The organism is Streptomyces sp. NPDC093252, assembly GCF_040683675.1.
GTDB lineage: Bacteria > Actinomycetota > Actinomycetes > Streptomycetales > Streptomycetaceae > Streptomyces.
The window spans coordinates 197,543-215,413 of the sequence record NZ_JBFBEM010000003.1; the positions used below are offsets into that span (position 1 = coordinate 197,543).

At 73.3% G+C, this 17,871-nt stretch carries 17 protein-coding genes and 1 tRNA gene; 5 read left to right on the plus strand and 13 right to left on the minus strand.

All coding sequences use genetic code 11. The features are described 5' to 3' along the window. Positions 1-9: 9 nt before the first annotated feature. From AB0O01_RS06845 to AB0O01_RS06855, 3 genes are read right to left on the minus strand one after another with little or no spacing between them, the layout of a single operon-like run. Positions 10-885 carry an SDR family oxidoreductase gene (locus AB0O01_RS06845; RefSeq protein WP_365311422.1) on the minus strand — a complete coding sequence of 292 codons (876 nt, stop codon included), beginning with the start codon at positions 883-885 and terminating at the stop codon, positions 10-12. Then, the gene (locus AB0O01_RS06850) at positions 882-1,832 is read right to left on the minus strand and encodes an alpha/beta hydrolase (protein WP_365311423.1); all 951 of its coding nucleotides are present in this window, start codon (positions 1,830-1,832) and stop codon (positions 882-884) included. The genes AB0O01_RS06845 and AB0O01_RS06850 overlap by 4 nt, the downstream gene beginning before the upstream one ends. Beyond that, positions 1,829-3,433: an NAD(P)/FAD-dependent oxidoreductase gene (locus AB0O01_RS06855; RefSeq protein WP_365311424.1), complete on the minus strand. Its 1,605-nt coding sequence runs from the start codon at positions 3,431-3,433 to the stop codon at positions 1,829-1,831. Before AB0O01_RS06855 ends, AB0O01_RS06850 begins: the two co-directional genes overlap by 4 nt. A gap of 177 nt (positions 3,434-3,610) precedes the next feature. On the opposite strand from AB0O01_RS06855, the gene AB0O01_RS06860 reads away from it, so the two are divergent. After that, positions 3,611-4,243, plus strand: coding sequence for a MerR family transcriptional regulator (locus AB0O01_RS06860; RefSeq protein WP_365311773.1), 633 nt, complete (start codon positions 3,611-3,613; stop codon positions 4,241-4,243). 3 nt (positions 4,244-4,246) lie between these two features. On the opposite strand, the gene AB0O01_RS06865 is transcribed toward AB0O01_RS06860, so the two are convergent. Next, complete coding sequence (locus tag AB0O01_RS06865) at positions 4,247-5,050, minus strand: exodeoxyribonuclease III (RefSeq protein ID WP_365311425.1); 804 nt, start codon at positions 5,048-5,050, stop codon at positions 4,247-4,249. Positions 5,051-5,205: 155 nt separating this feature from the next. Here AB0O01_RS06865 and AB0O01_RS06870 point away from each other — a divergent pair, with 155 nt between their 5' ends. Beyond that, on the plus strand, positions 5,206-5,682 hold the full coding sequence (locus tag AB0O01_RS06870) for a GNAT family N-acetyltransferase (RefSeq protein ID WP_365311774.1): 477 nt from the start codon (positions 5,206-5,208) through the stop codon (positions 5,680-5,682). 7 nt (positions 5,683-5,689) lie between these two features. Here AB0O01_RS06870 and AB0O01_RS06875 read toward each other — a convergent pair whose 3' ends face one another. Then, positions 5,690-6,598, minus strand: a complete 909-nt coding sequence (locus tag AB0O01_RS06875; RefSeq protein WP_365311426.1) for a LysR family transcriptional regulator — start codon at positions 6,596-6,598, stop codon at positions 5,690-5,692. A 107-nt stretch (positions 6,599-6,705) separates the two neighbouring features. Between AB0O01_RS06875 and AB0O01_RS06880 the strand changes: the two genes are divergently transcribed. Both AB0O01_RS06880 and AB0O01_RS06885 read left to right on the plus strand, forming a co-directional pair. Next, the gene (locus AB0O01_RS06880) at positions 6,706-7,455 is read left to right on the plus strand and encodes a sulfite exporter TauE/SafE family protein (protein ID WP_365311427.1); all 750 of its coding nucleotides are present in this window, start codon (positions 6,706-6,708) and stop codon (positions 7,453-7,455) included. 199 nt (positions 7,456-7,654) lie between these two features. Further along, a complete protein-coding gene (locus AB0O01_RS06885) occupies positions 7,655-8,146 on the plus strand; it encodes a hypothetical protein (RefSeq protein WP_365311428.1) in 492 nt (163 codons plus the stop codon). Positions 8,147-8,218: 72 nt separating this feature from the next. On the opposite strand, the gene AB0O01_RS06890 is transcribed toward AB0O01_RS06885, so the two are convergent. The 7 genes from AB0O01_RS06890 to galU form a co-directional block, all read right to left on the minus strand. Continuing rightward, positions 8,219-8,292 (minus strand) — tRNA-Ala (locus AB0O01_RS06890). A 116-nt stretch (positions 8,293-8,408) separates the two neighbouring features. Beyond that, positions 8,409-9,785: a gephyrin-like molybdotransferase receptor GlpR gene (glpR, locus tag AB0O01_RS06895; protein WP_365311429.1), complete on the minus strand. Its 1,377-nt coding sequence runs from the start codon at positions 9,783-9,785 to the stop codon at positions 8,409-8,411. Between the two features lie 241 nt (positions 9,786-10,026). Beyond that, positions 10,027-10,770 carry a GNAT family protein gene (locus AB0O01_RS06900; protein WP_365311775.1) on the minus strand — a complete coding sequence of 248 codons (744 nt, stop codon included), beginning with the start codon at positions 10,768-10,770 and terminating at the stop codon, positions 10,027-10,029. Continuing rightward, positions 10,767-11,327, minus strand: a complete 561-nt coding sequence (locus AB0O01_RS06905) for a MogA/MoaB family molybdenum cofactor biosynthesis protein (RefSeq protein ID WP_365311430.1) — start codon at positions 11,325-11,327, stop codon at positions 10,767-10,769. Before AB0O01_RS06905 ends, AB0O01_RS06900 begins: the two co-directional genes overlap by 4 nt. Continuing rightward, positions 11,324-11,803 carry a cyclic pyranopterin monophosphate synthase MoaC gene (gene moaC, locus AB0O01_RS06910; RefSeq protein ID WP_365311431.1) on the minus strand — a complete coding sequence of 160 codons (480 nt, stop codon included), beginning with the start codon at positions 11,801-11,803 and terminating at the stop codon, positions 11,324-11,326. Before moaC ends, AB0O01_RS06905 begins: the two co-directional genes overlap by 4 nt. 80 nt (positions 11,804-11,883) lie before the next feature. After that, a complete protein-coding gene (gene glp / locus AB0O01_RS06915) occupies positions 11,884-13,209 on the minus strand; it encodes a gephyrin-like molybdotransferase Glp (protein WP_365311432.1) in 1,326 nt (441 codons plus the stop codon). 4 nt (positions 13,210-13,213) lie between these two features. Beyond that, a complete protein-coding gene (gene galU, locus AB0O01_RS06920) occupies positions 13,214-14,116 on the minus strand; it encodes a UTP--glucose-1-phosphate uridylyltransferase GalU (protein ID WP_365311433.1) in 903 nt (300 codons plus the stop codon). Between the two features lie 93 nt (positions 14,117-14,209). Between galU and AB0O01_RS06925 the strand changes: the two genes are divergently transcribed. Then, positions 14,210-14,839: a 5-formyltetrahydrofolate cyclo-ligase gene (locus tag AB0O01_RS06925; RefSeq protein WP_365311434.1), complete on the plus strand. Its 630-nt coding sequence runs from the start codon at positions 14,210-14,212 to the stop codon at positions 14,837-14,839. A 90-nt stretch (positions 14,840-14,929) separates the two neighbouring features. Here AB0O01_RS06925 and AB0O01_RS06930 read toward each other — a convergent pair whose 3' ends face one another. Then, positions 14,930-17,776, minus strand: a complete 2,847-nt coding sequence (locus AB0O01_RS06930) for a penicillin acylase family protein (protein ID WP_365311435.1) — start codon at positions 17,774-17,776, stop codon at positions 14,930-14,932. Between the last annotated feature and the right edge of the window lie 95 nt (positions 17,777-17,871).

Below are 17,871 nucleotides of genomic sequence, written 5' to 3' on the forward strand. Positions count from 1 at the left end.
GCACCCCCCTCACCCCTCCCGCCCCCGTTCATCCGCAACCCCACCCGCCCCCACCAACCCCGTCCCCACTCCCCCCAACCGCCCCGCGACCCTCCGCACCTCACGCAACCCCACCACCCCCACCACCCCCGGCAAGTACCCCCGCACCCCCTGCATCCCCCGCAGCCACCCCTGCGCGTACACATGCGCCCCCCGCCGCTCGATCCCGGCGACGATCCGGTCCACCGCCGGACCGAGCGGGTACGTCTTCCGCGCCGGCCACGGCAACCGCTGCCGCAGCTCCCGCAGCACCGCGTCCTGATCGGCCCCGCGCACCATGTCCGTGTCGGTCCAGGACAGATACGCGACCCCGACCCGCACCCCCTGATGCCCCACCTCGGCGCGCAGACAGTGCGCGAACGCCTCCACCCCCGACTTGGACGCGCAGTACGCGGTCATCAGCGGCGCCGGGGTGATCGCGGCGAGGGAGGCGATCTGGAGGAGATAGCCCCGGCTCTCGGTCAGCAGCGGCAGGAAGGCGCGCGCGGTGACCGCCGAGCCGATGAGGTTGACCTCTATCACCCGCCGCCACGCCCCCGGGTCGGAGCCGGTGAAGGGTCCGCCCGCCGCGACCCCGGCGTTGGCGACGACGATGTCGACCTTCCCGAACCGCTCCCGCACCTCCGCCGCGACCCGTGCCATGGCCTCGTCGTCGGTGACATCGGCGTACCAGTGGCCGCCCTCGCCGGGCAGTCGGTCCGCCACCCGCTTCAGCTCGTCCGGCTCCAGTCCGACCAGCGCGACCGTCGCGCCGCGCGCCGAGAGCCTGCGGGCGAGGAGTTCCCCGACGCCCCGCGCCGCCCCGGTGACGACGGCGACCTGTCCTTCGAGACCGACCCTGTTCATGCGCTGCTCTCCTCGGCGGGTACCGGACGGGGGGTGAGGTGGGCGGACACCAGCTCGCGGAGCCGCTCCGTGACGAGGTCGGGTGCCTCGACGGGGGTCATGTGGCCGACCCCGGGCAGTTCGGTGAGCCCGACGCACCGGGGCAGCCCGGCGGCCAGGGCCCGCGCGTGCACGGGCGGGGTGAGCCGGTCCCGGGTGCCCACCAGCACCGCGACCGGCAGCCGCAGTTCCGGTACGGCCGCGTCGAGGTCGAGGGCGGCGAGGACGTGGGACCAGTCGGCGCGTACCCGGCGGGGGCAGGCGTGCACGATCCGGGCGGCGGCGTCCACCATGGCCGGGGTGGCACCGGCACCCATGGCGGCGTACCTGAGCACCGCGCGCGCCACCGGCGTGACCGGTCCCAGTGGGGCGCGCGAGCCGAGGACGCGCCCGGTGAGTGCCGTGCGCAACCGGCCCGGCCGCAAGGGCAGGACCGTCGACCCGGCGACCAGCCGCCCGCTGCCGGTGCTGCACAGCAGGACCGCCGCCGTCCGCTCCCGGAAGCCCTCGCGCCCGGCCGCCGCCAGTACCGTCATCCCGCCCATGGAGTGCCCGGCGACGACGGCCCGCCCGCCCGGGGGCAGCGCGGTGCGCAGGACCGCCTCCAGGTCGTCGGCGAGTTCCGCCGTGCCGCAGCGCGGGTCGGCCGGGGAGCGGCCGTGGCCGCGCTGGTCGTAGGCGATGACGTGGTGGTCGGCGCGGAGGGCGCGGATCTGGGCGGCCCAGAAGGCGGCCGAGCAGGTCCAGCCGTGCGCGAGGACGACGGCGGGGGCGTCCTCGGGGCCGTGCGCCTCGACATGGAGCCGGGCGCCGTCCGCCGAGACGGCGGTCAGCTCGCGGGCGGGGACGGGGGCGTCGTACGGGCCGGGGGGCGTGCGGGTGGTGAGGCGGGTGGTGAGGCGGCTCACGCGGCGCTCACCTCCTCCCCCCGGGCACCCGGCGCGACGGCACCGGCACCGGCACCATCCCCGATCACGGCCCCGTCCCCGGCCCCGTCCCCGTCCCCGACAACCCCATCCCCGGCGCGCAGGACCTCGTACTCGGTGAGGTCCACCCGGCGGGTCGCCCGGCGGAACTCTGCCGTGGTGCCCGGCCAGACCGTGGTGTTGCGTCCGGCGGCGTCCAGGTACCAGCTCGTGCAGCCCCCGGTGTTCCACACCGTCCGCCGCATCCGCTCCTGGACCCGCCGGTTCCAGGCGGCGACCGCGCCGGGGCGGGCGTCGAGGGCGACCCGGCCGCCCAGCACGTCGAGCCGGCGCAGATAGTCGGCGAGGTAGGCCAACTGGGACTCGATCATCAGGATCATCGAGGAGTTCCCGAGGCCGGTGTTGGGCCCGATGATGCTCAGCCAGTTCGGGAACCTGGCGGCCGAGGCGCCCCGCAGCGACTCCATCCCGCCCCGCCACGCCTCGGCGAGGGTGCGCCCGCCGACCCCGACCACGCGCTCGGCGATCGGCAGATCGGTGACATGGAAGCCCGTGCCGAAGACGATCGCGTCGACCTCGGCCTCCGTCCCGTCCGCCCCGACGACCGTCGGGCCGCGCACCTCGCTCAGTCCGCTCGCCACCACCTCCACATTGGGGCGGGCGAGGGCCGGGTAGTAGGTGCTGGAGAGCAGGATGCGCTTGCAGCCGATGCGGTAGTCGGGGGTGAGGCGGGCGCGCAGGGCGGGGTCCTTGATGGCGCGGGCGATGTTCCGCCGCGCCAGGTGCTCCACGATCCCCAGTTCGTCGGGGTGCTTGGTGAACGCCTGGACCTGCATCTCCCGGATGCCCCAGAGCAGGGCGCGCCGGGCCCGCGCGGTCAGCGGCAGCGTCCGGTGCAGGCGGCGCTCGGGGCCGCTGATCACCCGGTCGACGCGGGGCATGACCCAGGGGGGCGTCCGCTGGAACAGCACCAGTTTCGCCACCTCGGGCTGGATCGCGGGGGCGATCTGGATGGCGGAGGCGCCGGTGCCGACCAGGGCGACCCGCTTGCCGCGCAGGTCGTAGCCGTGGTCCCAGCGGGCGGAGTGGAAGACCTTCCCGGGGAAGGTGCCGAGGCCGGGGATGTCGGGGACCTTGGGCTCGGACAGCGGCCCGGTCGCGGAGACGACGACATCGGCGGTCAGCGTCCCGGCGCCGGTCTCGATGACCCACCACAGCTCGGCCGCGTCCCAGGTCAGCCGCTTGACCTCGGCGCCGAACCGCAGATGGGGGCGGAGCCCGAAGACATCGGCGACCCGCTCCAGATAGGCGCGGATGTGCTCCTGCCCGGAGAAGGTGCGCGGCCAGTCGGGGTTCGGGGCGAAGGAGAAGGAGTAGAGGTGGGAGGGGACGTCGCAGGCGCACCCCGGGTAGCTGTTGTCGCGCCAGGTGCCACCGACGGAATCGGCGCGCTCCAGCACCACGAAGTCGGTGACACCCTCGCGCCGCAGTCGTACGGCCGCCCCGAGCCCGCCGAAGCCGGACCCGATCACGGCGACGCGCACATGCTCGCGCGGCGCCCCCTCCGGGATGTGCTGAGCCATCGGCCGCCTCCACTCATCACCGAGAACCACGCCAGTGAACACTGGCGCAATGGGGAGGGTAGGGGAGGAACGTACCGACGGGTAGGGGGCGGGAAGGGGAAAGTTACCCGGGGTACGAATTAGGGTGCGGGCGTGGCAGCAGATACGGAGACGGGGGCGGCCCCCCGGGAGTACCGCATGGCGGAGCTGGCCCGGCTGGCCGGGATCACCGTGCGCACCCTGCGCTTCTACCGCGAACGCCGGCTGATCCCGCCGCCCCGCCGCGAGGGCCGCATCGCCTGGTACGACGACCACCATCTGGCCCGGCTGCGCACCATCGCGGCACTGCTGGAGCGCGGCCACACCCTCAGCGGCATCGCGGAGCTGGCCGAGGCGTTCGAGCACGGGCGGGATGTCGCCGATCTGCTGGGCGTCGGCCCGCCCAGCGAGGAGACGCCGGTACGGCTCACCCCGGAGGAACTCGCCGACGCCTTCGCCGGCCAGGCCACCCCCGAGAACCTCGCCGCCGCCCTCGACCTGGGCTATCTCGGCACGGACGGCGAGGAAATCGTGCACATCAGCCGCCGACTGCTCGATGTCTCCCGGGCACTGGTCGCCGAGGGCATCCCGCTGTCGGAGGTGCTGGCGGCGGGCCGCCTGGTGCGCGAGCACGCCGACGCCCTCGCCACCCTCTTCGCCGACCTGATCCTCCGGCACGCCCCCGAGGAGGACCTCCAGCGCCTGCGCCCGCTGGCCAAGAGCGTGGTGGAGGCGGAACTGTCCCTGGCGATGGACCGCCGGGCGGCAGCGACCGAGAAGAGCCGACCCTAGAACCTACCGGTCGTACACCACCGTCACCGGCGCGTGGTCCGACCACCGCTCGCCATGGCTGGCCGCCCGCTCCACATACCCCTTGACCGCCTGCCCGGCGAGCCCCGGGGTGGCCACCTGGTAGTCGATCCGCCAGCCGGTGTCGTTGTCGAACGCCCGCCCCCGGTACGACCACCAGGAGTACGGCCCCTCCGCCTCCGGATGCAGCGACCGCACCACATCCACGTACCCGGCCCCCTCCGCGTCGAACACGGACGTCAGCCACTCCCGCTCCTCCGGCAGGAAGCCGGAGTTCTTGGTGTTGCCGCGCCAGTTCCTGAGGTCGGCCCGCTCGTGCGCGATGTTCCAGTCACCGCAGACCAGCACCTCGCGCCCGTCGGCGGCGGCCCGCTCGCGCAGCTCCTTCAGATAGGCGGCGAACTCGGCCATGAACCGGTACTTCTCGTCCTGCCGCTCGGTGCCCACATCGCCGGACGGCAGATAGAGCGAGGCGACGGTCACCCCGGGCAGCTCGGCCTCCGCGTAGCGCCCGCTGCTGTCGAACTCCGCCGACCCGAACCCGATCCGCACCCGGTCCGGCTCACGCCGGGTGTACAGGGACACCCCCGCGCGCCCCTTGGCGGCGGCCGGGGCGTGCAGCGCGTGCCAGCCCCCGGGGTCACGGACGTGCTCCGGCAACTGCTCCGGCTCGGCGCGCACCTCCTGGAGGCACAGCACATCGGCGTCGGTGGCGGCGAGCCACTCCACGAAGCCCTTCTTGGCGGCGGCACGCAGCCCGTTCACATTCACGGAGGTCACAGTGAGCACCCCGGCACCCTACCCGCACAATGGACCGAGTCCATTCACGCCGCGAAAGCCGGATGCCGCCCCCGCCCCACCTGAGGCACCCTTTCCCGGTGAGCAGCACCCCTGACGTCCCTGACACCCCCTACAGCCCCGACAGGACAGGCATGACCGACCTCATCGAGATACGGCCCCTCCCCTTCGACCACCCCGACGCGGTGAAGCTGAACGACGAGGTCCAGGCCGAGTACCACGAGCGCTACGGCGACGGCGGCGACGCGACCGTCCTGACCCCGGCCGACTTCCGGCCCCCGTACGGCGTCTATCTCATCGCCTACGACGGCACCGGCCGCCCCGTCGCCACGGGTGGCTGGCGCCGCCAGGACAGCAACGGCGAGGGCAACGAGGACGGCGACGCGGAACTGAAGCGAATGTTCGTGGTCCGCGACCTGCGCGGCCGGGGCCTGGCCCGCCGGATCCTCACCGCCCTGGAGGACGACGCCCGCGCGGCCGGACGCGTCCGCATGGTCCTGGAGACCGGCACCGAACAGCCGGAGGCCGTCGCCCTGTACGCGTCCAGCGGCTACGAGCCGTGCGCCAAGTTCGGCTACTACCGCCACTACGCGTCCAGCCTCTGCTACGCCAAGCCGCTGTAGCTCCGCCTCATGGGTGACGGGTCTCCTCGGCGAGCGCGGCCCGGCGCAGATGCGCGGCGAGCGCCTCCGCGGCCTCCGGCGCCGGGCGCCCCTCGACCCCCCGGGCCAGCAGATGGTGGCGGCGCGCCCAGGGCTCCCGGAGAGCGCGGACGTCGAGCGACTGGAGCGGGTCGACGGCCCGGCGGGGCACGACCGCGAGCCCGGCCCCGGCGGCGGCCAGGGAGATCAGGACATTGAGATCGGCGACGGTGGTGCGGTAGCGCACGGCGGGCGCGTGCGGTCCGAGGTGGCGCTCCATCCAGCGCCGCAGGGACGACCCGGCGTCCAGTCCGACGAGCGGATGCTCGGCGACCTCGCTGTAGGTGAGCGAGGTCCGCCCGGCGAGCACGCCCCCGGCCTGTCCGACGACCACGAGCGAGTCGTCGCCGAGCGGCTCCCGGCGCAGGGTGCTGTCCTGGGCCTCGTCGTCCAGGACGACCCCCAGGTCGGCCCGGCCCTCGGCGAGCATCCGCAGGGTGTCCGGGGTGCGGCTCTCGGACACGGCGACATCGACGTCCGGGTGGGCGCGCAGGAACGAGACCAGCGCCCTGGGCACCAGCCGGTGCAGCGAGGAGCCCCCGGCCAGCAGGGTGAGGCGGGCGGTGGGCGAGGCGGTGTAGCTGGCGACGGCGCTCTCCAGTTGGGCCGTGCGGTCCAGGACGTCACGGGCGTGCCGGGCGAGGGTGGTCCCGGCGGGGGTGGGGCGCACACCCCGGCGACCGCGGATCAGCAGGGTCACCCCGGCATGGTGCTCCAGGGCGCGGATCCGGGCGCTGGCGGACGGCAGGCTGAGGTGCATGAGCCGGGCACCGGCGGTGATGGAGCCCTCGTTCACGATGTGCACGAAGAGCCGCAGGTCGTCGAGGTCGTAGCGCACGCGGTCAGCGTAGCCCGGCAGCCTCAGTCCCTGACAGAGGCTGGGTGCGCGGATGGCACATGATGAACCCCTTGTGACCGGCGCCCGCGCCCGGCGATGCTCGGCGGATGTGGGAGCTGGTGCTGGTCGGTCTGACGGGTGTCGCCGCGGGCGTGCTGAACGCCATGGGCGGGGGCGGCACCTTCGTCGCCCTGCCCGCGCTGGTGGCCTGCGGGCTCTCCCCGGTGACGGCGAACGCGGTGTCCCGGATCGCCCTGGTCCCCGGCGCGGTGGCCTCCACCTGGGTGTACCGCCGGGAACTGACCCGGGTGGGGCCGGTGCCGACACCCCGGCTGACGGCGGTGAGCGTGGCGGGCGGCGGGGTCGGCGCGGTGCTCCTCCTCACCCTCCCGGCGTCCTCGTTCGACGCGGCGGCCCCCTGGCTGCTGGCCTTCGCCACCCTCGTCCTGGCCTTCGGCCGCCGCCTCTCCCGCGCGGTGGGCGGCACCCGGGACATGGGCGCGAGATCCCTCCTGGCCGGACAGTTCGTCCTCGCTGTGTACGGCGGATACTTCGGCGGGGCCGTAGGCATCATGATGCTGGCGCTGTGGAGCATCGGCCTGGGACTGGACGCGGCGACCACCAATCCGATGCGGATCGCCCAGCTCGCGGCGGTCTACCTCAGCGCGACGGCCCTGTTCCTGGCCGCGTCGGACGCCCTGCGCACCCCGCTCCTGCTGACCGCGATGCTGACCGGCGCGGTCCTCGGCGGCTACGCCGGCGCCCACCTGGCCCGTGCCCTTCCGTCCCGCGCCCTGCGAGCGGTGATCCTCACGACGGCGGTGGTGATGACGTGCCTGTACTTCTGGCGGGGGTGAGACGGGGGATGGGTGCGGTCGGGCCGGGCGCTCCCGTGGGAGGGGGCATCCTCACGCCGGGCACGGCCACCTTTACGCCGGGCGCGACCGAGGGAGGGGGCACCCTCACGCCGGGCACGGCCACCCTCACGCCGGGCGGGATCGTGGGAGGGGGCACCCTCACGCCGGGCGCGACCGTGAGAGGAGGCCGGTGGCGGCCATGACGGACAGCCCCGACGCCGCCCACGCCCGCGTCCTGATGTCCTACGCCGCGTGCGCGCTGTCCGACCTGGCGCGCGCGTCGGTCCCGTTCGCGCCGGACGACCTCGCTGCGGACGGCACCGCGACGGCCCCGGGCGCCGCCCTCGCCGACGCGCTCCGTGTCCTCGCCGCCGCGCATCGGCTGGTGGAGGCGACGGTCGTCTTCGAACGCCGGGCGGGCTCGGACTGGCCGTTCCTCGGCGACGCCCTGGACCTCCCCGCCCACGCGGCCCGCACCCGCTTCGCCCCGGCCGAGGCCACCTTCGTCACGGACCTCCACACCCCCCGGCCCCCCTCCTCCCCCGAAACCCCGCCCCTGCGCGCCCACATGACCCGCGAACCCCTGGAAACGGCCCTGGACCTGGACGACTGGCTCCACCACCACACGGACGACGAGGGGACGGGGCTGGGGACGGCACCGGTGTCGGGCGGGCTGCTGGGCCGGGGCTGAGGGACGGAAACCCCCGGGAACGACGAAGGTCCCCACCGACCGGAGTCGGTGGGGACCTTCGTCAATGTGCTGTGGACCTGTGGGGATTTGAACCCCAGACCCCCTCGATGCGAACGAGGTGCGCTACCGGACTGCGCCACAGGCCCTTGCAACGAGTGAAACCTTAGCACCCCGATCGGCGTGCTCGGAAATCCGTTCCGGGGCCGCCGCGAGGGCCCGGGTGGGCCCTTCCGGACCCGCGTGAGCCGGCTGCCTGCGTCGGCTATTCGTTGGCCGCGCGCGGCCGGTCGCCGTCCTCGTAGGGGTCGTACTGGTCGAACAGCGGGGTCCGGCCCCGCTCCCGGGCGCGGCGCGCGGACGCGGCGCGGCGGGCGTCGCTGCGGCCGTCGTCGTCGCTCCGGTCCTCGGCCGCGGGTTCCGGAGCCGGCGGTTCGGCGCCCGGCTCCCCCTCCTCGGCGCCCGGCTGCTGCTCCTGGTCACGGGCGACGGAGCTGGACCGGGCCGAACTCCACGCGTCCGGCGCGCCGAGGTCCACGTCGGAGGTGGCGCGGGGCGCGACCGGCGCGGTCACATAGGTCGGCAGCGGCACCGGCACCGGGTCCCAGCTCTCGCCCCGGCCCGGCCCGCGCTGCCGTTCCCGCTGCTGGTCGACCCACTCGGCGTGGTCGGTCTGCTCCACCAGCGCCCGGCGGTCCGCCGCGAGCGCCGAGAGGCCGGGGTCGGTGGCAGGCTCGGGGTCGGCCTCCGGTTCGTCGGGGTCGACGGCGGTCGCGGACGCCGACCGGCGCGGCAGCCGCTCGCGTTCCCGCAGCCGCTGCGCGGCGGCCTCGGCCCGCTGCCGGTCCATCTGGTACGCGAACCGGCGGCGCTCCTGGGAGCGCAGATAGGCGATGTACGCGCTGAGCATCACGGCGGGCACCCCCGGCGCCCACAGGAACGCCAGCCCCCCGACGGCCGCGACGATCGCGCCCACCGTGAAGGCGAGGAACAGGACGACGGTGGTACGGCGACGGCGGGCCAGCACCTTCGAACGCCGGGCGCGGGCGGCGGCGGCCTCGGCGGCGGGGGTGCGGGGGGCATGGGCGGCGCGGGCGGCACGGGGGGTGCGCCTGGCCTCGGCCGGGCGGGCACCGGCGGACGCCGGTCCGGATGCGGCCGGTGCCGGTGCGGTGGCCTGTGCGGGGGGCTTGGGCTGGGCCTGGACGCGGGCCTGCGCCTGCGCCTGTGCCTGGAGCCGGGCCTGCACCTGGGCCTGCACCCTGGCCTGCGCCTGCGCCTGCACCCGGGCCAGGGATTGCGCCTGAGCCTGGGATGGCGCCTGGGCCTGCTGGGGCGGGGCGGGGCGGTGGTTCCCGGCGGGGGGCATGGCGGGGGGCATGGCGAAGGCCCGGACGTCCACCGAGTCGGTGGCGTCGCCCGGGGCGGGGCCCGGCTCCGGCTCGTCGGCCGAGCGGGTCCGCAGGTCCTTGGCGTACCGGCGCTCCATGCCCGCCCGTCCGGACAGCAGCCGGATGGCGGTGCTGAAGCGTTCCGTCGGACGGGCCTCGTTCAGCTCGTCCTGCCTACGGAGCCACATAGGCACCAAGTAGGCGGCCCAGGCCCCGACAATGACTGCGTAGATGAGGCCGCTGCTGCTCACGCCTCACACGGTAGAGGGGTTTGTGTGAGGCCATCCGCCAATTGGGCCGGTGTGTCGCACGATCCGGCTGATGTTTCGAACTTTTTTTGTGATCGATGTGATCAGCGGCTCACAGGGAGCGCCGAATTCATTACCCCGATGTGATCTAATTCGAACATTTATTCAATTAGTGGTGGGGAAGGTGCCTGCGGGGGGGGCACCGGCGATCGCCCGGGGTGTTCAGGGGGATTCCCTGGGGTGTTCAGGGGGGATTCCCCGGGGTGTTCTGCCGGTCCCAGGGTCTGCTCGGCCGGTCCGGGGGCGTGCTCCGCTGGTCCCGGGGGGCCGTCCGCTGCTGGTCCGCGGGCCCGTCGTGCCGGTCGCGGGCCGCGCTCTCGGCGCGGGAGCGCCGCCAGCGGGTGAGGAGGCCCTCGGGGACTTCCTCGGCGGTGAGCGCGAAGACGAGATGGTCGCGCCAGGCACCGTCGATGTGCAGATATCGCGGGCGCAGGCCCTCCTCGCGGAATCCGAGTTTCTCCACGACCCGGCGGCTCGGGCCGTTCTCGGGGCGAATGCACACCTCGATGCGGTGCAGCCCGATCGTGCGGAAACAGTGGTCGGCGACGAGGGCCACGGAGGTCGGCATCACCCCGCGTCCGGCCACCGACTGGTCCACCCAGTAGCCGATGTGGCCGGAGCACATGGAGCCCCAGGTGATCCCGGCGACGGTCAACTGCCCCACCAGCCGCCCCTGGTACTCGATGACGAAGGGCAGCATCCGCCCGGCGGCGGCCTCGGCGCGCAGATGACGGACCATCTGGCGGAAGGTGGGGCGGTGGGTGACCGGGCCGCCGGGGGTGGGGGGCGGGATGGTGGCCTCCCAGGGGCGCAGCCAGTCCCGGTTGCGCCGGTTGACCTCACGCCAGGCCCGCTGGTCGCGCAGTTTTATCGGCCGGAGGACGACATCGCCGTCGACCAGCTCCACCGGCCATGACGGACTGTTCAGCGGGCACCCCCGGGGGGTCTGGATGTGTCGTCGGCCCGCGCGTGGTCCGCGGTGGGCCCGGGGTGGTCGCCGCCGCGGAGCTGGTCCACGGCGTGCCGCAGCAGGGGTTCCAGGACGGCCAGGCCGTCCCGTACGCCGCCGGTCGAGCCCGGCAGGTTGACGATCAGGGTGGCGCCCGCGACCCCGGCCAGGCCCCGGGACAGGGCGGCCGTGGGGACCTTGTCGCGGCCGTGGGCGCGGATCGCCTCCGGGATGCCGGGGACCTCGCGGTCGAGCACCGCGCGGGTGGCCTCCGGGGTGCGGTCGGTGGGCGAGACGCCGGTACCGCCGGTGGTGACGATGACGTCGTACCCGGCGCCGACGCCCGCGCGCAGGGCGGCCTCCACGGGGTCGCCGTCCGGCACCACGCGGGGGCCGTCCACAGTGAAGCCGGAGGCGGTGAGGGCCGCGGCGATCAGCGGGCCGCCCCGGTCCTCGTAGACACCGGCGGCGGCGCGGTTCGATGCGGTGACGACCAGGGCGGTGTAGGGCGGGGGCCCCGCGGGAGGGGTGCTCATGCCCGGCTCCAGTCGCCGGACATGCCGCCGGTCTTCTCCTCGACCCGTACGTCCGTGATGACCGCTCCCTTGTCGACCGCCTTGACCATGTCGATCACGGTGAGCGCGGCGACGGAGACCGCGGTGAGGGCCTCCATCTCGACGCCTGTGCGGTCCGTGGTGCGCACCGTGGCGGTGATCTCCACGGCGTCGTCCGCGACCGACAGGTCCAGTTTCACACCCGAGAGGGCCAGCGGGTGGCAGAGCGGGATCAGGTCGGGGGTGCGTTTGGCGCCCATGATGCCCGCGAGGCGCGCGGTGGCGAGCGCGTCGCCCTTGGGTACGCCCTCGCCGCGCAGCAGCTCGACCACCCGGGGCGCGACCAGGACGCGCCCGCTCGCGCGCGCCGTGCGCGCCGTCACGGCCTTGTCCGAGACGTCGACCATGCGGGCCGCGCCGGTGTCGTCGAGGTGGGTGAGTCGGTCCTGCGTGCTCATGGTGTGTCGCGCTCCCGGTCCGGGCCCGCCGCGCCGCAGGGGCCTGTTGTGCGCGACACGGTACCCCCACCAGGGGCGCCTCAGCCGAGCAGGACCACGTCGACCTCGGCGCCCGGCTCGACGCGCTCGGTGTCCTCGGGGACGACGATCAGCGCGTCGGCGTGGGCGAGGGCGGCGATCAGATGGGAACCGGATCCGCCGACCGGGGTGACCGTGCCGTCGGCGCCATGGGTGGCGCGCAGGAACTGTCTGCGGCCCTTGGGCGAGGTCAGCGCCTCGGGCGCGGTCACCCGCGCGCGGGTGCGGGGCCGGTGGACGTCGGGCAGGCCCATGAGCGTGCGGATCGCGGGGCGGACGAACAGTTCGAAGGAGACGTACGAGGAGACCGGGTTGCCGGGGAGGGCGAGCAGGGGGGTGTGGTCGGGGCCGATGGAGCCGAAGCCCTGGGGCTTGCCGGGCTGCATGGCGAGCTTGCGGAAGTCGATGCCGCTGCCCGCCTCGTCCTCGTCGGCCACATGGGAGAGGGCCTCCTTGACGACGTCGTAGGCGCCGACGCTCACCCCGCCCGTGGTGACCATGAGGTCGGCGCGGACGAGCTGGTCCTCGATGGTGGTGCGCAGGGTGTCGGCGTCGTCGGCGACGGCGCCGACCCGGTAGGCGATGGCTCCGGCGTCGCGGGCGGCGGCGGTGAGGGCGAAGCTGTTGGAGTCGTAGATCTGGCCGCTGCCGAGCTGTTCGTCGGGCTGGACGAGTTCGCTGCCGGTGGACATCACGACCACCCGGGGGCGGGGGCGGACCCGGACGGTGCCGCGGCCGATGGCGGCGAGCAGGGCGATCTGCGGTGGCCCGAGGACCGTACCGGCCTCCAGCGCGCGGGCGCCCGCCCGGACATCGCTGCCCTGGGCCCGGACATGGGCGCGGGGCGGGGCCTCGCGGTGGACGGCGACCTGGCCGGTGGCGCCCTCGGGGCCGAGGCTGCGGGCCCGCATCTGGGTGACGGGGCCGCCGCCGAGCCCGCCGTCGGTCCACTCGACGGGGACGACGGTCTCCGCGCCGGGCGGCAGGGGGGCGCCGGTCATGATGCGGGCGGCCTGTCCGGCACCCACGGTGAGCGGGTCGGCCCGGCCCGCCGCCACATCGCCGACGACCTCCAGGACGGCGGGGAACTCCTCGCTCGCGCCCGCGACATCCGCGACCCGGACCGCGTACCCGTCCATCGAGCTGTTGTCGAACGGCGGGAGCGACAGCGGCACGGTGATGTCCTCGACCAGGACGCAGCCCTGGGCGTCGAGCAACTGCAACTCGATGGGGTCGAGCGGGCGGACCGTGGCGAGGATGTCCTCCAGGTGCTCGTCCACCGACCAGAGGTGGTCCCGGCCGGCGGGGCGGGGCGCGGCGGTGCTCAAATGCCTACATCTCCTCGGTGACGTAACTGCGGAGCCAGGTCCGGAAGTCCGGTCCCAGATCTTCACGTTCGCACGCGAGTCTGACAATGGCACGCAAGTAGTCGCCGCGGTCGCCGGTGTCATAGCGGCGGCCCTGGAAGACGACGCCGTGCACGGGGCCGCCGACCTTCTCGTCCTGGGCGAGCTGCTGGAGGGCGTCGGTGAGCTGGATCTCGCCGCCGCGGCCGGGCTCGGTCCGGCGCAGTATGCCGAACACATGGGGGTCGAGCACATAGCGGCCGATGATGGCGTAGTGCGAGGGGGCGTCGGCCGCGGTGGGCTTCTCGACCAGGTCGTGGACCTTGACGACATCGCCCTCGTCGGTGGCGTCGACGGCGGCGCAGCCGTAGAGGTGGATCTGTTCGGGGGCGACCTCCATGAGGGCGATGACGCTGCCGCCGTGCTGCTCGCGGACGTCGATCATGCGCTGGAGGAGGGGGTCGCGGGGGTCGATCAGGTCGTCGCCGAGGAGGACGGCGAAGGGTTCGTCGCCGACGTGCGGGGCGGCGCACAGGACGGCGTGACCGAGGCCCTTGGGGTCGCCCTGGCGGACGTAGTGCATGGTGGCGAGGTCGCTGGACTCCTGGACCTTGGCGAGCCGCGCGGCGTCGCCCTTCCTGCCGAGAGCCGACTCAAGCTCGTAGTTGCGGTCGAAGTGGTCCTCCAGGGGGCGCTTGTTGCGTCCCGTGACCATGAGGACGTCGTCGAGTCCGGCGGCGACGGCCTCCTCGACCACGTACTGGATCGCCGGCTTGTCCACGACCGGCAGCATCTCCTTGGGAGTGGCCTTGGTGGCCGGCAGGAACCGGGTGCCCAGACCTGCTGCGGGAATGACAGCCTTGCTGATCCTGGGGTGCGACTGAGTCATGGCCGCAACCCTATCCGGTGCCTTTGTGCTGAATCTGTGGCTCCGGTTAATTGGCTCTCATATGAGCACAATTATTACAGTATGGGAGCAGGAATGAATCACTTCGAACGTACGCGTGACACTGGCAAACGAACATTGCGCAGGCATCTCCTGACGGTGAGGGAGAGGTTGCCGGGAGATGTCGTACGGGACGCGGGGCGGGCGCTGGCCGAACAGGCGCTCGAACTGCCCGAGCTGGCGCGGGCGCGCACGGTGGCGGCGTATGTCTCGGTGGGCAGCGAGCCCGGCACCATCGCCCTGCTGGACACCCTGCGCGCGCGGGGCGTGCGCGTCCTGCTGCCCGCCCTGCTGCCGGACAACGACCTGGACTGGGGCGCCTACGACGGCGAGGGCTCCCTCGCGCGGGTGCGGCGCGGCGGGCGGATGACCCTCTTCGAGCCGTCCGGCGAGCCCCTCGGCCCGGACGCGGTGACCGGCGCCGAGGTGGTGCTGCTGCCGGGTCTGGCGGTCGACGCCCGCGGGATGCGCCTGGGCCGCGGCGGCGGCTCCTACGACCGGGTCCTGGCCCGGCTGGACCGCGCGGGCGCCCGGCCCGCCCTGGTGGTGCTGCTGTACGACACGGAGGTCCTGGAGCGGGTCCCCACCGAGCCGCACGACCGCGCGGTGCAGGCCGTCGTCACCCCGTCGGGCGTACGCCGCTTCGGCGGATCCGCGCCCCAGTAGATCCGCACCCGAGTGATCGGCGCCCGAGACCGAAGGGCCCTCCACGCGCGCGTGGAGGGCCCTTCGGGAACCCGGGTCAGGGGTGGTGGCTCATGGCGTGAGGACCAGCGTGTCGCTGGTGGCGTCCGCCACCGCCTGCTCGGTGAACGCCCAGTCCAGCAGCTCGCCGTCGGCCCACATCTGGGTCTGGTCGGTGTAGTGCGCGTTGAAGGCGTGGCCGGAGGCGCCGGTGAGGTTGATCCACTTCGACTTGTCGAGGTCGTCGAGGTTGACCACCATCCGCATCGACGGCACCCAGACGACGCCGTAGCCGCCCGCCGCGTTCCAGCCGGTGGCGTTGACCGTGGCCTCGCCGCCGCCGAGCTTCCAGGGGCCGCGGTTGAGGGCGTACTGGAGGAAGCCGGGGCCCTCGGTGCCCAGGGTCTGGTTCTTCAGGAACAGCCGGTGCAGCCGGCCCCAGCTCCAGGTGTCGATGTCCTTGCCGAGCTTGGCCGTCAGCTCCCAGCGGGCGTCGATCATGGCCCGCCGCAGCAGTTCGTCACGGTTGTCGGCGGCCGGGCGGCCGTTGCCCGACTCCGGCGTGGTCCACCACTCGCTGTCCGGCTCCTCCATCAGATTGCGGACCACCTCGAACCAGCGGTCGCCGCCGTCGGGCTGCGCCTGGTCGGCGTCGCGCCGGCCGCACTCGCGGACCTTGGTGTCGTCGTCCACAGGACCGGTGTTCGCGATGGGGTCGACCCACAGGCACTGGCCCTCGACCCGCAGCTCCTTGGGCAGCTTGTTGCCGAAGGCGAGCTTGAGGATGTTGCGCCACACCGAGTTGAAGTAGGCCGCCGCCGCCGAATCGGCGTCCTGGGTGTAGTCCCAGCCCTCCAGGAGCTTCTGCGCCTCGCGGACGTCCTTGTCGTCGACGTCGATCTTCAGCAGCACCGGGACCAGCAGCCGGGCGATCTCACTGCTGTTGTCGAGCTGCATCTGGCGCATGTCGTCGGTGGAGACCTTGCCGCCGTCCTTGATCTTCGACTCGATCAGATCGGTGATGCGCTGGCTGCGGGTGCCGTATCCCCAGTCGGTGGTGAGGGTGTGCGGGTAGTCGTCCTCGTCCACGACGGCCTGGTTGGCGGTGACGAGGTAGCCGCGCTCCGGGTCGTACTCGTAGGGCAGTTCGTCCTGGTCGACCCAGCCGGTCCACGCGTAGTCCGGGTCCCAGCCGGGCTGCGGGATGGAGCCGTCGGCGTCCTCCCCGCGGGTGGGGATCTTCCCGGGCAGGGTGTAGCCGATGTGGTTCTCGGTGTCGGCGTAGACGAGGTTCTGCGAGGGCACCTCGAAGAGGGTCGCCGCCTCGCGGAACTCCTCCCAGTCGGACGCCTTGTTCATGGCGAAGACGGCGTCCATGGAGGTGCCCGGGTCGAGCGCCGTCCAGCGCAGGGCGACCCCGTAGCCGTCGCCGCGGTCCGGGGCGGAGGTGTCGACCCCGGCCCTCTTGCCGACCTGGACGAGTTCGTCGGCGCGGTCGGAGAGCAGGGGGCCGTTGTTGGTCTCGCGGACCACGATGGTCTTGGGCTCGCCGCCGACGACCTCGATGGTCTCCTCGCGGGTGGTGAACGGCTTGACCTTGCCGTCGTAGAGGTAGCCGTCGCCGGTGAGCTGCTCCAGGTAGAGGTCGGTGACATCGACACCGGAGTTGGTCATGCCCCAGGAGATGTCCTGGTTGTGGCCGATGACCACACCGGGCATCCCGGCGAAGGTGTAGCCGCTGACGTCGTACTGACAGGTCTCGGAGACCTCGCGGCAGTGCAGGCCCATCTGGTACCAGACCGAGGGCAGCGACGCCGACAGGTGCGGGTCGTTGGCCAGCAGCGGCTTGCCGGTGATGGTGTGCTCGCCGCCGACGACCCAGGAGTTGGAGCCGATGCCGTTGCCGTTCACCCCGACGGCCTCGGGGACGTTGTCGAGCAGGTCGTACAGGCCCGAGAGCTGGCTCTGGAGGCCCGAGGACCCGGTGGAGGTGCCGGTACCCGTCCCGGTGGCGTCGGAGGCGCCCGAGGTGCCGTCGGTGCCCGTGCCGAGGCCGGTGGCGGGGTCGGTCAGGCCGGTGCCGCTGCCGTCGGTGCCCGTGCCGGTGCCGCTGCCGTCGCCGGTGGTGGCGCCGTCGTCGCCGCCGTCGAAGGTCCCGGTCAGCTCGTCGTACTGGCCCTCCTGGACGATCGCCTGGTTGCGGTCGTAGGGGTACTGCGGGTACAGGTCGGCGATCTGCTGCGGGCCGAGCCTGCTGGTCATCAGGGCCCGGTCGATCTCGTCCTGCATGTTGCCGCGCAGGTCCCAGGCCATCGCCTTCAGCCAGGCCAGCGAGTCGACCGGGGTCCACTCCTGGGGCGCGTAGTCGTTGGTGAAGCCGAGCGCCGCGTACTCCAGGGAGATGTCCGCGCCGTCCTTGCCCGCGAGGTAGGCGTTGACCCCCTTGGCGTACGCCTGGAGGTACGACTTGGTCTCGTCGCTGAGCGTGGAGTCGTACTCCTCCTTCGCCACCCGGTCCCAGCCGAGGGTGCGCAGGAAGGCGTCGTTCTCGACCTGGCTCTCGCCGAACATCTCCGCCAGGCGCCCCGAGGTCATGTGGCGGCGCACATCCATCTCGTAGAACCGGTCCTGCGCCTGCACATAGCCCTGGGCCATGAACAGGTCCTCGTCGGAGGAGGCGTATATCTGCGGGATGCCGTTGCCGTCGCGTTTGACGTCCACCGGGCCCGCGAGACCGTCCAGGGTGATCTCGCCCGTGGTCTGCGGGAAGGAGGCGCGCACGGTACTGATGGTCCAGTACGCCCCGTAGGCGAGGCCGCCGATGATCGCCAGCACCAGGACCAGGACGAACAGCCGGGCCTTACGTCCCTTCTTCCTGCCGGATGTGCGACCCGTGGTGGCGGTGGTGTTGGGGGGCATCGCTGTCCTTGCTGTCCTCACGCGAGCGGCAGGGCGGGCTGTGCTTTTGACTGAACGCTGGAGCAACCATAGGCGCAGGGCCTGAGGGCACTTGA

Excerpts from the sequence above, each read along its gene's own strand:
- galU (WP_365311433.1), bottom strand. The coding sequence starts at position 14,116 with ATGACTCAGTCGCACCCCAGGATCAGCAAGGCTGTCATTCCCGCAGCA.
- AB0O01_RS06845 (WP_365311422.1), bottom strand. The coding sequence starts at position 885 with ATGAACAGGGTCGGTCTCGAAGGACAGGTCGCCGTCGTCACCGGGGCG.
- moaC (WP_365311431.1), bottom strand. The coding sequence starts at position 11,803 with ATGAGCACGCAGGACCGACTCACCCACCTCGACGACACCGGCGCGGCC.
- AB0O01_RS06855 (WP_365311424.1), bottom strand. The coding sequence starts at position 3,433 with ATGGCTCAGCACATCCCGGAGGGGGCGCCGCGCGAGCATGTGCGCGTC.
- AB0O01_RS06860 (WP_365311773.1), top strand. The coding sequence starts at position 3,611 with ATGGCGGAGCTGGCCCGGCTGGCCGGGATCACCGTGCGCACCCTGCGC.
- AB0O01_RS06880 (WP_365311427.1), top strand. The coding sequence starts at position 6,706 with ATGTGGGAGCTGGTGCTGGTCGGTCTGACGGGTGTCGCCGCGGGCGTG.
- AB0O01_RS06925 (WP_365311434.1), top strand. The coding sequence starts at position 14,210 with ATGAATCACTTCGAACGTACGCGTGACACTGGCAAACGAACATTGCGC.
- AB0O01_RS06885 (WP_365311428.1), top strand. The coding sequence starts at position 7,655 with ATGACGGACAGCCCCGACGCCGCCCACGCCCGCGTCCTGATGTCCTAC.
- AB0O01_RS06930 (WP_365311435.1), bottom strand. The coding sequence starts at position 17,776 with ATGCCCCCCAACACCACCGCCACCACGGGTCGCACATCCGGCAGGAAG.
- AB0O01_RS06905 (WP_365311430.1), bottom strand. The coding sequence starts at position 11,327 with ATGAGCACCCCTCCCGCGGGGCCCCCGCCCTACACCGCCCTGGTCGTC.